This window comes from Martelella mediterranea (genome assembly GCF_004342225.1).
In the GTDB taxonomy this organism is placed as follows: domain Bacteria; phylum Pseudomonadota; class Alphaproteobacteria; order Rhizobiales; family Rhizobiaceae; genus Martelella; species Martelella mediterranea_B.
On record NZ_SMAR01000002.1, the window covers coordinates 172142 to 187519 of the forward strand.

Below are 15378 nucleotides of genomic sequence, written 5' to 3' on the forward strand. Positions count from 1 at the left end.
TTCTCAATACGGGCTATCGACCTTGCCAAGCGCAACATGGATGGTTTTCAGCTGCGAATAGAACGCCATAGCGGCCTTGCCATTTTCCCTGCCAAGTCCCGATTGCTTGACGCCACCGAAGGGTATTTCCACAGGCGTGAGATTGTAGGTGTTGATCCAGCAGATTCCGGCCTGAAGGCTGGCCGCAACCCGGTGCGCGCGCGTGATATCCTGCGTAAAGACACCCGCAGCCAGGCCGAACGGCGTGGCATTGGCGCGTGAGACCACTTCGTCTTCATCATCAAAGGGCAGGACCGCCATCACCGGACCGAAGATCTCCTCGCGCGCAATCGTCATGTCGTCGGTGACATCAGCGAAAACAGTTGGCGTGACATAGAAACCCTTGTCGAAAAGCGTACCGGAGGGAACGTCGCCGCCAAGCACCAGACGCGCGCCTTCTGCCTTTCCCTTATCGATATAGGACAAAACTTTTTCCCGCTGTGCTTTAGAAACAAGCGGACCAAGATGGGTTTCCGGGTCAAGCGGATCACCGATGCGAATGGTCGCTGTTCGCTCCGCCAGACGCTGCAGAAAACGGCCATAAAGACCGCGCTGAACGAAAACCCGCGTGCCATTGGAGCAAATCTGTCCGGTGGAATAAAAATTCCCGAGCATCGCGCCGCCGATTGCATCTTCCAGATCGGCATCGTCAAAGACAATCATCGGCGATTTTCCGCCAAGCTCCATGGTCACATGACGCATCCCCGCAGCAGCCGAGGCATAGACCTTGCCACCCGTCGGCACAGAACCGGTGAGCGAGACCTTGGCGCAGTCCTTATGGGTGGATAGTGCAGCACCGACATCGCCATAGCCCTGAACCACATTGAAAAGCCCCTTCGGAGCGCCTGCCTCGATGAAGATCTCGGCCAGCTTCAATGCGCAAAGCGGCGTCAGCTCGGAGGGTTTGAAGATCATGGCATTGCCGCAGGCCAGTGCCGGAGCCGCCTTCCAGCAGGCAATCTGGGTCGGATAGTTCCAGGCACCAATGCCGACACAGACGCCAAGCGGCTCGCGCACCGTATAGGCAAAATCAGTCCCCAGCGGCACACTTTCTCCGGACAGGCTGTGGGCCTGCGCCGAAAACCACTCAAGCGCATCGGCGCCGGAGGTTGCATCCGCCACCAGCGTTTCCTGAATGGCCTTGCCGGTATCCAGTGTTTCCAGCTCTGACAAATCTTCGTTGCGTTCGCGGATGATATCGGCCGCGCGACGCAAAACCCTTGCACGCTCCACCGGCAACCACGAAGCCCATACTTTCTGAGCCTCAAGCGCCGCTGTGAAGGCCCGATCGATGATGGCAGGCGTCGCCCCGTGAAGCCGGGCGATTACACTACCATCAGCGGCATAAACGCATTCGATCACCTTGCCTGCAGTATCTTCAACATATTCGCCATTGATGAAATGGCTGGCGGTCGGCTGTGCTTTCATGTGTCAGTCTCCACGCGGCCAGCGCTGGCTGGCTTCCACGATATTCAAGTCCATGTGATTGCGCATGTAGCGCTCGGAGGCCTTCTTCAGCGGCTGGAAATCCCAGGGGTAATAATTGCCATTGCGAAGTGCCTCATAAACGAGCAGCCGCCGGGCCTGGCTTTGCCGGACCTCGGCATCGAAGCCACTCATATCCCAAAGCGTATTCACCTTTTCAGCGAAGGCCTTGGCCGTTTCAACGTGCGCAGGGTCTTCAGCCAGATTGTTCAGTTCATGCGGATCGGTTTCCAGATCGAAAAGCTGCGGCGGATCCAGCTCGCAATGGTTATATTTGAAGCGGTCTTCACGGACGGAAACCAGCGGCGCTTCCGATGCTTCAGCGGCATATTCGATGCGGACCGGCATTTTCCGGCTTTCCCCTTCAGCAATCGGCAGAAGGCTTTCACCATCAGTCCATGGCGCGATTTCGGAAATATCGACCCCCGCCAGTTCGGCCAGCGTCGGGTTCACATCCAGCGTGGAAACCGGGGTTTCAACAAGTCCCGGTTTCATAGCCGGTGCGGCGACCATCAGCGGCACACGGGCAGAGCCTTCAAACAGGCTCATCTTGAACCAGAGGCCGCGCTCGCCCAGCATATCCCCGTGATCGGACAGGAACAGGATGATCGTATCATCGCTCAGCCCAACACTATCCAGCGCTTCAAGAATTTCACCGATCTTGTCATCGAGATAGGAAATATTGGCAAAATAGGCCCGGCGGGAATCGCGGATGTTCTGCTGCGTAATTTCGAAGCTGCGCCAGTCATTCGCATCAAAGATGCGCTTGGAGTGATTGTCCTGCTCTTCATAACTGAAGGCAGGAATTTCGGGTTCCAGTTGCGCACAATCCTCGTAAAGATCCCAGTACTTCTTCCGCGCCACATATGGATCATGCGGATGGGTGAATGACACTGTCAGCATGAATGGCCGGTCATCCTGACGGCGGCCCAGATCATAAATCTTACGGGTCGCTTCGTAGGCCACTTCATCATCGAATTCGAGCTGATTGGAGATCTCACCAACCCCCGCGCCGGTGACAGAGCCCATATTGTGGTACCACCAGTCAATCCGCTCGCCGGGCTTGCGATAGTCCGGCGTCCAGCCGAAATCAGCCGGATAGACGTCGGTCGTCAAACGTTCCTCAAAACCATGCAGCTGGTCAGGGCCGACAAAATGCATCTTGCCGGACAGTGTTGTCTGGTAGCCCGCACGCCGCAGATGATGCGCGTAGGTGGGGATATCGGAGGAAAACTCGGCGGCATTGTCGTAAACGCGGGTGCGGCGCGGCAATTGCCCGCTCATGAAGCTCGCCCGACCCGGCGCGCACAGCGGCGATCCGGTATAGGTATTCTTGAACCGGGTGGAGCGGGCGGCAAGTTTTCTAAGGTTCGGCGTATGCAGAAAATCGGCAGGCCCGTCGGGAAACAGGGTGCCATTAAGCTGATCGACCATCAGAACGAGAATGTTCGGCCGTTTGCTCACTGTGCTTTCTCCTTTGCCAGTATGAGATCGAGATATTCCATCGTCATGGAAATGGCGCTTAAGCGATTGGCGGAAAAATCCTTCAACGCTGCGCGCAGATAAAAGCCGTCAATCATTGCACCAATGCCTGTGGCAATGCGTTCCGCCGCCGCCGGCGAAACCAGCTGCTTCAAGGCAAAAACAAGATTGGAATGCAGGCGACTTTCGTAAATCGACAGAAGGCGGCTGGCCGTACCGCCGCGCTGGGCCTGCACATAAAAGGCCAGCCATGCAGCGATCACAGCCGGGTCAAACTGATCCGGACCAAAACTCGCCTCGATGATCACTTTCAGACGGTCTTCCGGTGTTGACGTAGCATGATACCGCTCCTTGACGGAGCGGCCGAACTCTTCGAGGATACGGCGCATGGCAGCAAACAGGATCTGATCCTTGGAGCCGAAATAGTGATGTGCCAGAGCCGCAGAAACGCCGGCACGACGGGCGATCTTAGCGACCGTTACGTCTGTCATTCCAACCTGACCGACTTCTGCAATTGCAGCGCGCACAAGTGCGTCGCGGCGGATGGTCTCCATTCCGACTTTCGGCATCGACAAAAACCCGCTGAAAAACTGCTCAATTTGATGGCGTGGCGAAGAAATATGCAGCCAGATGCGCTTCGCCGTTTACAGAACTTAGCATATGTTATATTGATTGATCGATCAATCAAAAAAGATTACCAGCAAACACACCTGAAAGGACATGCCAACATGCCCCATCACTTCCGTGTCACCTTTGCTGCGGTTGCCGCCGCGACGGCTCTTTCCGCTGGCGTTGCTAAGGCTCAGGAAACAGCTTGCGACAGCGTCAGCTTTTCCGACGTCGGCTGGACCGACATCACCACCACAACCGCGACCGCCAAGCACCTCCTTGAAGGCCTTGGCTACGATGTTGATGTGAAGGTTCTTTCCGTTCCGGTGACCTTCGCTTCGCTGAAAAGCGACGATGTCGACGTTTTTCTCGGCAACTGGATGCCTGCACAGACCTCGGCCATCACATCCTACATTGAAGATGGCGAGATCGACGTGGTCGCCACCAATCTCGAAGGCACCAAATATACGCTTGCCGTTCCGACTTATACCTACGAAAAAGGCCTGAAGACCTATGGCGATATCGCCAAGTTCGGCGATGAGCTGGACCACAAGATCTATGGCATTGAGCCGGGTAATGAAGGCAATGCCTACCTCGTTTCGCTGATCGAGGAAAACAAGCACGGACTGAAGGATTTCGAGGTCGTCGAAAGCTCGGAACAGGGCATGCTGGCCATGGTTGGCCGCAAATACCGCAAAGATGAACCGATTGTCTTCCTCGGCTGGGAACCGCATCCGATGAACGCAAGCTACGACCTGAAATATCTGACCGGCGGTGAAGACTTTTTCGGCGGTGAAGGAATCGTGCGGACAGTCACGCGTAAGGGCTTCACAGAGGAATGCCCCAATGTCGGCAAGCTGCTTGAAAACCTGAAGTTCTCGCTGCCGATGGAAAACGAGATCATGGGCGCGATCCTGAGTGACGGTGAAAATGAAGCCGATGCAACGGCAGCATGGCTTGAGAAAAATCCGGACGTTCTGAACGGCTGGCTTGATGGTGTCACAACCACATCCGGTGAACCTGGCCTGCCGGCAGTCAAGGCCTCTCTTGGTCTTTAAGCTACTGAGACCCGGAAGAGATTTTCTTTTCCGGGTTTTCTTCTTCTGCGAAAATGACCGGCGATATAACCGCTATATGCTTTGAAATGTGCGGTGCTGGCGCGTGCTGTCACCAGCTACGACAAGGTTTCGCCAGGCCGGAACCTGAACCTGCTTCCGCCGGAATGTATCTGAGAGGAGTTTGCCTTGGACTGGCTGACTGAATATAAAATCCCACTTGGCGCATGGGCGCAGGATATCTTCGACTGGCTGCAACTTCACGGCGGCTGGTTTTTTGATGGCCTCGCCGATGTGATGAGCTGGCTCATCGACAAGCTGCTCTGGATCATGCAGGCGCCCGGTCCCATTGTGCTGACACTTGTGATTACCGCTGTTGCCTGGTGGCTGCAGCGCAACTGGAAAATCACGCTTTTCGTGTTCTTCGGCTTTCTTTTCATCATCAATCAGGGCTATTTCGAAGAGACCACCGAGAGCCTCGCTCTGGTGATTTCATCCTGCATGATCTGCATGGTGGTTGGCGTTCCAATCGGGATTCTCACAGCCCACCGGCCTCGTCTTTATCAGGTGCTTCAGCCCATTCTCGACCTGATGCAGACGCTGCCGCCCTTCGTATACCTGATCCCGGCCATTGTCTTCTTCGGCATCGGCATGGTGCCGGGTCTTCTGGCCACCGTGATTTTCGTGGTGCCAGCGCCGATCCGCCTGACCTATCTCGGCATTTCATCGGTTCCGCAGCCGCTTCTGGAGGCCGCAGACGCCTTTGGCGGCACGCCATGGCAAAAGCTGACCAAGGTTGAGCTTCACCATGCGCTGCCGCAGATCATGGCAGGCCTCAATCAGACCATCATGCTGTCGCTGTCCATGGTTGTGGTTGCCGCCCTTGTCGGCGCCGATGGCCTTGGTGTTCCCGTGGTTCGTGCTCTCAATCAGGTCAACCCTGCGCTCGGCTTTGAAAGCGGCTTCGTTATTGTTGTCGTCGCCATCATTCTTGACCGTGTATTGAAGATCAGGAGGCAGAACGGATGACCGATGCTGTTGTTTTTGACGATGTGAACATCGTTTTCGGAGACAAACCCGAAACCGCACTGCCGCTGATGGATGCGGGTAAAGACCGCGCTGAAGTGCAGGACGAAACCGGACAGGTTCTGGGCGTCCATAATTGTTCTCTCACCGTTGCCGAAGGCGAGCTTCTCGTGTTGATGGGCTTGTCCGGATCCGGCAAATCAACACTTTTGAGAGCCGTCAATCAGCTAAATCCGGTCTGCCGCGGCCGTGTTCTGGTGAACGACGGAACGCAGATGACGGATGTGACCACTGCCGATAACAAGACACTGCGTCAGATCCGCCTGAACCGCGTTTCCATGGTGTTTCAGCAATTCGGCCTTCTGCCATGGCGCAATGTGCTTGATAATGTAGCGCTCGGGCTGGAATTTGCCGGCCTCAGCCAGAAAGAACGCACCGATCGCGCAAAGGCGCAGCTTGAGCTTGTCGGCCTTCAGGACTGGGGCGATCAGCTGGTCGGCGAACTGTCCGGCGGCATGCAGCAGCGCGTCGGCCTTGCCCGCGCCTTCGCCACCGAAGCCCCGATCCTTCTGATGGACGAGCCGTTTTCCGCGCTTGATCCACTAATCCGCAACCGGCTTCAGGATGAATTGCTTGAGCTTCAGCACAATCTGAAGCGCACAATCATCTTTGTCAGCCACGACCTTGATGAGGCGTTCAAGATCGGGGACCGGATTGCCATCATGGAAGGCGGACGGATCGTTCAGTGCGGCACGCCTTCGCAGATCGTACGCAAACCGGCAGATGCTTATGTCGCGGATTTCGTGGCCCACGTGAACCCGCTTGGCGTGTTACGCGCGGCAGATGTGATGAGCGAAACCGAGGCCCCCGCTGACGCCCCCACCGTGGGCCTTGATACAAAGCTTTCCGACATGATGGAGGCTTTGGGGCAGGGGACGATCATGCGCGTGACAGCAAGAGACGGCGCGGCTGCCGGAAGCGTCCGGCCACAGGATGTGGTCACGGCGCTTAACCCGGAAACAAGCCTGATCTAGAGCGCCGTGCATCCATTCGGATGCACGGCGCTCTAACCTATTGAATCTACGCATCGGCCCGAAAATCGATTCCGATTTTCAGGCCGATGCTGTAAGCCATGCTATCCGGTCACATGACAAAAAGGCCTCAAAGCGTGTCGATAATCCCACCGTCAACACGCAAAGACGCGCCCGATGTCGCCGAAGCCTGCGGCGAACACGTATAGACAATGAGATTGGCAACCTCTTCAACCGTAGCCGCGCGCTGGATGATCGACGTCGGCCGCTCAGCCATCACGAATTCAGCGGCCACCTCTTCCTCCGGCCGGCCCGACTTCTTAACTTCATCCGAGATCATCTCACGGAAACCATCAGACAGCGTCGGCCCCGGCAAAACAGAATTGACAGTGACGCCGGTGCCTGCAAGCCGCTTGGCGAGGCCGCGCGCCAGAGAGACATCTGCAGACTTCGTCACGCCATAATGCACCATGTCCTGTGGGATATTGAAGGAAGATTCCGAGCCGAGCATCACGATACGGCCCCACCCTTTCTCAACCATTTTGGGCGCCAGCGCGCGCGAAAGGCGAACCGCACTCATGACATTGACTTGCCAATGATGCTCCCAGGCATCATCACCAGTTTCAAAAAAATCCGATGGCACAAAGATTCCGGCATTGTTGACGAGTATGTCCACCTCACCAGCTTGTTCCAGCAACTTTTCGCAGCCCTCAGCCGTTCCCAGATCGGCAGCTATACCGCGCGCCTTTTCACCAATGGCCACTGCCGCTTTTTCGGTCGCTTCGTCCTTGCGCCCGTTTACAATGACATTTGCTCCGGCTTCAGCCAGCTGCTTTGCTGCTGCAAAGCCGATTCCCATCGTGGAGCCGGTGACCAGAGCTGTTTTGTTACTCAAATCGATTTTCATACACTGTCTCCTTTAAAATTCGTTTTCGAAAGCTTTGAAGACATATGGCCATCTGGACAGCCACCTGCCAGCCTCGCGAACGCACCGGTTAAAAAAAGAGGTGTCTGGGCAGGCTCTGCTGGACTGTATCCCCGTCAAAGACTGCCATGAGGCGAAGCTCATGAACGTCATTAAAAAACGCCCGGGCCAGCTTACTTGTTTCAAAGCGACAGAGGAAGAAAGCGTATCAGCGCGGCATCAGAAAGAATTCCAGCACACCGCACCGGATTGCGCGCCGCCGCATTTTGCTGCGAAACGGAAATGAAATGATGTTCCCAACAAGCCGACAGAGCCTGTAGGGCTTATAAAACACCTCGATGCGTTCGCGCTCCGGATCGTGATCCGGAACGCGGATGCTGGCGTCCACATGCTTCTTGTAAAGCCCGAGCCACTCGTTATGCGTGTAGCACGTCATGAAGGAATTCGGATGCACCTTCATAAAGAAGGTCGGTTTTGACGGGACAAGATTAAACTGTTCAAAGGTCAGGAATACGAAATTCGACGCGAAATAGCGCTCGGTCTCTGCAATTGCACGTTCATTGTCATCATTGAAATACGCACAAGGAACACTGCGTCCGGCCTGCCTGAGCGCATTGATGAAAATATATTGCTCCGGCGTATACCGGTTGTAGCGCTTATTGTCCCGGTCCCAGCATGCTTCCTCTTCCGGCATCAGCGGGACATTAAAGAGGAGACGGATATCATCGGTTCGGCCGAAGAACGCAAGGTCTGACGGATGGAACGGGAACCGCGTGCGCGAACGCGGATTGCGTGAGAAATAGCTGGCCGCCAGAAGCTTCTCTGAAAAGAAGCGATACTGATCTTCTGCATGCGGAAAGGCACCGAAATACTGCAAGAACCGGTTTCCATCCAGTCTGAAATCCGTGCGCATACGAAAGCAGTAAGGCGTTTCAACACGTTCCAGACCGGCGCACGTGCCGACTATTTGCCGGTTCACATTGTTCATTTTATCGCCGGGCCTGTCCGAATAATAAAAGAAGCCGGGATCGTCAGACCGGACAACTTCATCACAATCAAGACCTTCGGTATCCATGCCGTGCCACGTCGACAGGATAACCCGTGCGCCATCAAAATGCCTGCGCAGATCTGCGAGTATCTCACGGACAATCTTTTTATCGACCGCGCCCTGCAGCAGAAATGTGATATCCTTGGCTTCCATCCCGATGCCTACACTCTAGAAACAATCATCCAGACTTAAAGTTATGAAAAAGAGAATTCTTTTAGTCTGACCTAATTTTAATACACGATATTCGCTTACACTGAATGGTATGTTTATACACGTTTAATCAGATAATTTTAATATACTTCAAGCCTCATACTTATCATTTTTTGCGCCCGGCTTCTTAACAACAGCGTTTACAGTCCCATCCTCAAGACACTCAAAATCGGTTGCCTCGCCCGGCTCCATCACAACGATATCGCCTTCGCCATATTCAACGCCATTCATTCGCACACGCCCGGATATGATCACAGTGTACTCAGTCGCGATCTTATGAAAATGACGGGCCTCGCGATCGCCGCGATTGTAACGCTTCACCGCCACTTCCACATCTTCCGTGCGGCAGAGACTTGGCTCAAAATCACCGATGAACCAGCCTTTCACCATGCTATCCAGATGTGCTGTTTTCAATGCAGCCATGCCTCTCTTTGTTCCTGCAGAAGTGAAATATACTGAGCAAGCTGCATCTCGGTCTTCAGTGGATGAAACTGCTCGTTTTCAATGAAATCGATACACACCTTCTTCTGACGCAGGATCATCTCATTCACGGTCTGGCTGAGATAAAAAGCATTGTTGATCTTGCGGTCCTTACGCACCACGCTCTGGGCACAGCTCACGAAATCACGGCCACGGCGGAAATAGTAGAAACTTGCCAGTGCATGGCGGCTCACCGGCCGTTTTTCAGCCACTTCACGCACCATCCCGTCTTCTGAGACCAGTGCAAAAGAATAACGCGGATGGACAGAACGAAATGCGACAACACCGGCATCACACGTCTTGTCGCGAAAGCCCTGAACGATCTCTCCAAAATCGGCGTCGATCAACTCATCAGCCGCCACGAGAACGATCTCCTCATCCGTGTCGATGTGTTCCGCCGCGAGCAAAGCCGTGCAGACCGACCCCGCAGTCGCGCCGGGAACCTCAACACATGTCGCATTCTCGGCACTTTGCTGAATGACATCATCAATACTGAAGTCACGTATATCGGCCTGCCGGACGCAAAAAATCATACTTGAGGGCACCAGCGAGCTGAAGCCGGCAATCTGCCGCTCCAGAATGATCTCTTCGTTGAATTCGGCAAGATAAAGCGGGTACAACTCACCTTTAATATCAAGGTTTCCACCGCCCATGAGCACAACGATTTTCATGCCGCCGACCCCGCTGACTTAACTGCGCCTTCAATTTCGGCAATACGCTGCTTGATATTGTCATAGGTAACTTCATCAACATCCTTGACCACGAGAAGATGCCCCCCGGCGGCGCGCGCAGCTTTGATGCCATTCTGGTTGTCTTCAACAATGAGACACTCGGTTGGCTTAAGGCCGAGCTTTTCTATAGCGGTCAGATATATTTCCGGATCAGGCTTCGATGCCTTAACATCCTGGTTGCTCAGCATAAAATCGAGATAAGCAGTGAGGCTTGCCTTTTCCATCATCAAGGTCACGGTATCGCGCATTGAGTTTGAGGCGACCCCGAGCCTGTAACCTTCCATCCGTAATCTCGACAACGCATACTCATGCTCGAAACGCGGGCGACAACGCTCATAGATGATTTCCATCGTATAACGCTGCTTCATCTCGTTGATGAAAGTATGGAGATAATCCGGCAACTTCTTTTCAACGGAAAGCCGCTTCAGCTTCGTGCGCGTTGGCAGGCCGTCGTAGGCTGTCGCATGCTCATAACGTTCGATTGTAAAACCAAACAGGCCCAACGCCCGGTTCAGGGCGTCGTAATGCCAGTCCTTGGCATCAATCAGAACACCGTCCATATCAAAGATGACAGCCTTGATCGTCATTGCCGATCCTCGAAAAAAGCTTGCGCACCGAGCGGATCGTCGGTGCATAACATAAGGTCGCGACTACTGAAACTTCTCGTCATTTTTATGATACGCCATTGCATATCACAGTTGCGCCGATGCAGGTCGGCGGAAACAAGGCACACGCGTTTGCCCTGATCGATCAGTCCATCAATTATTCCCGGTCCATACCAGTCCGACCGAAAGCAATCCAGCCACACACCTTCGCATTTTTCAAGGAGCGGTGGGTGAGGCTGCAGATCACTCAAGCCTGTAAAGGCTTTCAGTCCATCTGCGACCTGACGGACAAGGTCAGGCGTCGACATATCGAAAACAAAATAATTCGTGTGTCCATAGTGTGCCAACAGCTCTTTCACAGCCGCACTCAGCCCGTCGGCTTTGATGTTGAGCGCCAGCGTCAGATTACGCCCCGCCATCAGTTCCAGCACTTCGGAAAACAGGATGACCTCACCGGTTGGCATATCATGCGCGATAACGATATCACCGTTATGATCGCGCAAATCCGTCTCGGTTCCCATACCGAGTTCGAATGAGCGCGCAAAGGCCACCATACCGTTCTTCTCATCTGCGGTTTTCCAGAAGCCGCGATGCGAGAGGATTTCCATCAGCGCACCTTTTCGGAGACAGGGTGGGACAAAAAGAAATCGAGATCGGAAGGAATGCCGAGGCCATACATGCCGTTATACTCCTCACCAATACCGTAGTGGCCGACCTTAAGGCCATCGCGGATCAGATAGTTGTAGACCGGACAGATATAGAATTCACCATTGACCCGGAGATCGTCAGCAATCATGGCCTTTGAGGCGCGGACCAGATCCCGGCCGCGCCGGAAATTGAAAATACCAACCGCAGCATCGTTGGATATGACTCTCTTCTCGGCGGTTTCGACGACTTTGCCATTTTCCTCGCGCACAAAAGACCATTTCGGATCATCGGCTTTCATGGTCATAACCAGTCCGTCAAAGCCACCCTTTTCCATGAAATCGAGATAGTCGTTAATGTCGAAATCAATATACTGATCCGAATTGGCGGTCATGACAGGTTCATCATTATCGATGAAATGCTCTGCCTCTAAAACCGAGCAGGCCTGTCCTTCGGTAATGCCGTCGATCCCGACAATCTCGACATTTTCCGCAAGAGCGCGAAGCTTCGGTTCAAGCCCATAGTCAGCTATATGCTGATTTTGACAGATGAATATGAAGCGATGCGGTGTCTGTGGCCGAAGATTGTCAACAACGACTTCGATCATGGGCTTTCCATGAACACGGATCAACGGCTTCGGGTCTTTGTAGCCAGCATTTGCGAACCGGCTCCCGCGACCGGCCATTGGCACTACGATATTCAGCACAATCCCTCTCTCAGCGGTCCTTTCAAGGCTCTGACCGCCCAATCCAATCAGAAACTAGCACATCTTGTTTCAGACATACCCCCCCAAACAGACCATATTTCTACAAATATTTTAGCCGTTCTGTTGCTTTTCGTGAGGTCAGAAAGCCGGCGCGAATGAAGCTTGCTTCTGCCCGTGAATCAGAAGCGGAAGCAAGGTTCCGTTTCGTAAAGCCTGTGCATGACACAGGAATGATCACGCACTCTGACAAACTTCAAGGCGCATCGCCTCCGAATCAGGCATGGCTTAAACAGCCTGAAAACGCGACATATTGATAACTATGATCAATGACGAACTATATATGGTATAGTTTCACTTCGGGCTGAATTCCATTTCGGGGGCCTGACAATGACTGAAACGAACGCTGCTGCATCTTTGCTGAAGGGGTCAAACCCGGGCTATGTGGTTAAACGCGATGGCCACAAAAAGCCTTTCGACGCCGGTAAAATTGAGCGCGCGATCCTCAAAGCTGGCGAAGCGACAGGCGCTTTCAGCGCACAGGAAGCCTATCGGCTGGCCGAACAGGTCATGAAAGTGCTGCGCCACTCAGTATCCGGCGAGGCGCTCGAAATCGAACGCATTCAGGACGTTGTTGAACAGGTTCTCATTTCCGGTGATTATTTCGAAACCGCGCGTGCCTATATCGTCTATCGCGAAAAACACGCCAAGCTGCGTGAAACCGGCAAGGTTGCCGTCGATGTCATTTCCTCAATCGATGAATATCTCGATCGTTCCGACTGGCGGGTCAACGCCAATGCCAATCAGGGCTATTCGCTTGGCGGGCTGATCCTCAATGTTTCGGGAAAGGTGGTTGCCAATTACTGGCTTTCCCACGTTTATGACCGCGCCATCGGAGAGGCACACCGCGCCGGTGATCTTCATATTCACGACCTCGACATGCTGTCGGGCTATTGCGCCGGCTGGTCGCTTCGAACGCTTCTGACCGAAGGGCTGAACGGCGTGCCGGGCAAGGTCGAGGCCGATCCGCCGAAACACATGTCGTCGGCCGTCGGCCAGATCGTCAATTTCCTTGGCACGCTGCAGAATGAATGGGCCGGCGCCCAGGCGTTTTCCTCCTTCGACACCTATATGGCCCCCTTCATCCGCAAGGACGGCCTTTCCTATGAGGATGTGCTACAGTCCATTCAGGAACTGATCTACAATCTGAACGTCCCCTCTCGCTGGGGCACGCAGACGCCGTTTACCAACCTCACCTTCGACTGGGTCTGCCCGGACGACCTGAAGGACGAGCGCCCGATCATCGGCGGTGAGGAAATGCCGTTTGCCTATGGCGAGCTGCAGGTCGAAATGGACATGATCAACCGTGCCTATATGGAGATCATGACCAAGGGCGATGCCAAGGGCCGGGTGTTCACCTTCCCGATCCCGACCTACAACATCACGCCGGATTTCCCCTGGGAAAGCGAAAACGCCACGCGGCTGTTCGACATGACGGCGAAATACGGCCTGCCCTATTTCCAGAATTTCCTGAACTCCGAGCTGTCACCCAACATGGTGCGCTCGATGTGCTGCCGGCTGCAGCTCGACCTGACCGAACTCCTGAAGCGCGGCAACGGCCTGTTCGGCTCGGCCGAGCAGACCGGTTCGCTCGGCGTCGTCAGCATCAACTGCGCCCGTCTCGGCTTTACCCACAAGGGCGATGAGGCCGGTCTTCTGGCCCGTCTTGACGAGTTGCTTGATCTTGGCCGCGACAGCCTCGAAATCAAGCGCAAGGTGATCCAGCGTCTGATCGATGAGGGGCTTTTCCCCTATACCAAGCGCTATCTCGGTACACTGCGCAATCACTTCTCCACGCTTGGGGTGAACGGCATCAATGAAATGATCCGCAATTTCACCGATAACCGCGAGGACATCACCACTGAGGAAGGCTATGCACTGGCGCTGAGACTGCTCGACCATGTGCGCGAAAAGATCGTCTCCTATCAGGAAGAAACCGGTCACCTCTACAATCTGGAAGCCACACCCGCTGAAGGCACGGCGCACCGTTTTGCGCGTGAGGACCAGAAGCGTTTCCCCGGCATCATCCAGGCCGGTACGGAAGAACAGGCCTATTACACCAATTCCAGCCAGTTGCCCGCCGGTTTCACCGATGATCCCTTCGAAGCCCTTTCGCGGCAGGAGGCCTTGCAGAAGAAATACACCGGCGGCACGGTTTTGCACCTTTATATGGGATCGCGGCTTTCGTCCGGTGAGGCCTGCAAAAACCTCGTGCGCCGCTCTCTGGAAAATTTCCGCCTGCCCTACATCACCGTCACGCCCACATTCTCGATCTGCCCGAAACACGGCTACATTGAGGGTGAGCATCAGTTCTGCCCGAAATGCGATGCGGAACTGATCGAACGCAAACGTCAATCCTGTGTCGAATGCTAGAATAGTCCCCGAAAGGAACCGAAATGTCCGTTCTTGAGAAAACCCGGCCCGCTGATGCGCAGATCACGCTTACCGATGAAGAACGTCAGCCCTGCGAAATCTGGACCCGTGTGATGGGTTATCACCGTCCGGTTTCGTCTTTCAACCGAGGTAAGAAGGGTGAGTTTGCCGAGCGTCTTTATTTCAAGGAGGCGTCTAATGACGCAGAAACAGGTCAGCGCCGCTGACCTGAGGGTTGGCGGTTTCGAACCGTTCTCGCTATGCGACTGGCCTGGCAAGATCGTCGCCACGGTATTCTGTCAGGGATGCCCATGGCGATGCCCCTATTGCCATAACCCTGCGCTTTGCGAGGCCGATGCAGAAACGGATTTCGATTTTTCCGAGATTCTCGATTTTCTCAAAAACCGTCGCGGGCTTCTGGATGGCGTTGTCTTTTCCGGCGGCGAGCCGACACTGCAAAAAGCCCTGCGTCCGGCCATTGAGGCCGTGCGCAGCATGGGCTTTCAGATTGGGCTTCACTCTGCCGGACCATATCCCGAGCAACTGAATGCGGTTCTGCCACTGATCGACTGGATCGGTCTCGACTTCAAGGCGCCCTTTGGTGCCTATGACCGGATGACAGCCACACCAAAAAGCGGAAAACGCGCCTTTGCCAGCCTGCGCCATGTGCTTGCAAGCGGTGTTGCGCATGAAATCAGGACAACGGTGCATCAGGATCTGATGAGTGAAATGGAACTGGGCCTTCTGAAAAATGAACTGACGGCGCTTGGGGCTGGGCCGCCGGTCATTCAGAATTTTCGCGAAACCGGTGTAGACCGGCAACGCCTGGATGCCGCTCTTAAAGAACGCAACACTGGTTAGGCGGCTTTTG

16 protein-coding genes are annotated in these 15378 nt (G+C 54.6%); 6 read left to right on the forward strand and 10 right to left on the reverse strand.

Features of this window, described 5'->3' with window-relative positions; translation table 11 throughout:
- Window positions 1-3: 3 nt before the first annotated feature.
- From betB to betI, 3 genes are read right to left on the reverse strand one after another with little or no spacing between them, the layout of a single operon-like run.
- Window positions 4-1467 (reverse strand): betaine-aldehyde dehydrogenase, encoded by a 1464-nt coding sequence (gene betB, locus EDC90_RS02290; protein ID WP_132308126.1) that lies wholly within the window; start codon window positions 1465-1467, stop codon window positions 4-6.
- Window positions 1468-1470: 3 nt separating this feature from the next.
- Window positions 1471-2988: a choline-sulfatase gene (betC, locus tag EDC90_RS02295; RefSeq protein ID WP_132308128.1), complete on the reverse strand. Its 1518-nt coding sequence runs from the start codon at window positions 2986-2988 to the stop codon at window positions 1471-1473.
- Window positions 2985-3575, reverse strand: a complete 591-nt coding sequence (betI, locus tag EDC90_RS02300) for a transcriptional regulator BetI (protein ID WP_132308130.1) — start codon at window positions 3573-3575, stop codon at window positions 2985-2987. The genes betC and betI overlap by 4 nt, the downstream gene beginning before the upstream one ends.
- A 159-nt stretch (window positions 3576-3734) precedes the next feature.
- Here betI and choX point away from each other — a divergent pair, with 159 nt between their 5' ends.
- The 3 genes from choX to choV all read left to right on the forward strand — a co-directional run bounded on the left by choX (window position 3735) and on the right by choV (window position 6730).
- Window positions 3735-4673, forward strand: coding sequence for a choline ABC transporter substrate-binding protein (gene choX, locus EDC90_RS02305; protein WP_132308132.1), 939 nt, complete (start codon window positions 3735-3737; stop codon window positions 4671-4673).
- 186 nt (window positions 4674-4859) lie between these two features.
- Window positions 4860-5699, forward strand: coding sequence for a choline ABC transporter permease subunit (choW, locus tag EDC90_RS02310; RefSeq protein WP_132308134.1), 840 nt, complete (start codon window positions 4860-4862; stop codon window positions 5697-5699).
- Window positions 5696-6730: a choline ABC transporter ATP-binding protein gene (gene choV, locus EDC90_RS02315; RefSeq protein WP_132308136.1), complete on the forward strand. Its 1035-nt coding sequence runs from the start codon at window positions 5696-5698 to the stop codon at window positions 6728-6730. The genes choW and choV overlap by 4 nt, the downstream gene beginning before the upstream one ends.
- Before the next feature lie 127 nt (window positions 6731-6857).
- On the opposite strand, the gene EDC90_RS02320 is transcribed toward choV, so the two are convergent.
- From EDC90_RS02320 to EDC90_RS02350, 7 genes are all read right to left on the reverse strand, one after another.
- A complete protein-coding gene (locus EDC90_RS02320) occupies window positions 6858-7634 on the reverse strand; it encodes an SDR family NAD(P)-dependent oxidoreductase (protein WP_132308138.1) in 777 nt (258 codons plus the stop codon).
- A 226-nt stretch (window positions 7635-7860) separates the two neighbouring features.
- The gene (locus EDC90_RS02325; RefSeq protein ID WP_132308140.1) at window positions 7861-8853 is read right to left on the reverse strand and encodes a WavE lipopolysaccharide synthesis family protein; all 993 of its coding nucleotides are present in this window, start codon (window positions 8851-8853) and stop codon (window positions 7861-7863) included.
- 147 nt (window positions 8854-9000) lie between these two features.
- The gene (locus tag EDC90_RS02330) at window positions 9001-9333 is read right to left on the reverse strand and encodes a hypothetical protein (protein ID WP_245510895.1); all 333 of its coding nucleotides are present in this window, start codon (window positions 9331-9333) and stop codon (window positions 9001-9003) included.
- Window positions 9321-10061 (reverse strand): glycosyltransferase family 2 protein, encoded by a 741-nt coding sequence (locus EDC90_RS02335; protein WP_132308142.1) that lies wholly within the window; start codon window positions 10059-10061, stop codon window positions 9321-9323. Before EDC90_RS02335 ends, EDC90_RS02330 begins: the two co-directional genes overlap by 13 nt.
- Entirely contained in the window at window positions 10058-10708 is a 651-nt protein-coding gene (locus EDC90_RS02340; protein WP_132308144.1) for an HAD family hydrolase, read from the reverse strand. Before EDC90_RS02340 ends, EDC90_RS02335 begins: the two co-directional genes overlap by 4 nt.
- Entirely contained in the window at window positions 10705-11334 is a 630-nt protein-coding gene (locus tag EDC90_RS02345; protein ID WP_132308146.1) for a phosphodiesterase, read from the reverse strand. The genes EDC90_RS02340 and EDC90_RS02345 overlap by 4 nt, the downstream gene beginning before the upstream one ends.
- Complete coding sequence (locus EDC90_RS02350) at window positions 11334-12077, reverse strand: glycosyltransferase family 2 protein (protein ID WP_165972711.1); 744 nt, start codon at window positions 12075-12077, stop codon at window positions 11334-11336. The genes EDC90_RS02345 and EDC90_RS02350 overlap by 1 nt, the downstream gene beginning before the upstream one ends.
- Window positions 12078-12464: 387 nt before the next feature.
- Between EDC90_RS02350 and EDC90_RS02355 the strand changes: the two genes are divergently transcribed.
- Genes EDC90_RS02355 through EDC90_RS02365 form a run of 3 tightly spaced genes read left to right on the forward strand, consistent with a single transcriptional unit; the run spans window position 12465 to window position 15368 of the window.
- Window positions 12465-14507 (forward strand): ribonucleoside triphosphate reductase, encoded by a 2043-nt coding sequence (locus tag EDC90_RS02355; RefSeq protein ID WP_132308148.1) that lies wholly within the window; start codon window positions 12465-12467, stop codon window positions 14505-14507.
- A gap of 23 nt (window positions 14508-14530) precedes the next feature.
- Complete coding sequence (gene nrdD, locus EDC90_RS02360) at window positions 14531-14734, forward strand: anaerobic ribonucleoside-triphosphate reductase (RefSeq protein ID WP_132308150.1); 204 nt, start codon at window positions 14531-14533, stop codon at window positions 14732-14734.
- A complete protein-coding gene (locus tag EDC90_RS02365; protein WP_132308152.1) occupies window positions 14706-15368 on the forward strand; it encodes an anaerobic ribonucleoside-triphosphate reductase activating protein in 663 nt (220 codons plus the stop codon). Before nrdD ends, EDC90_RS02365 begins: the two co-directional genes overlap by 29 nt.
- Window positions 15369-15378: the final 10 nt, after the last annotated feature.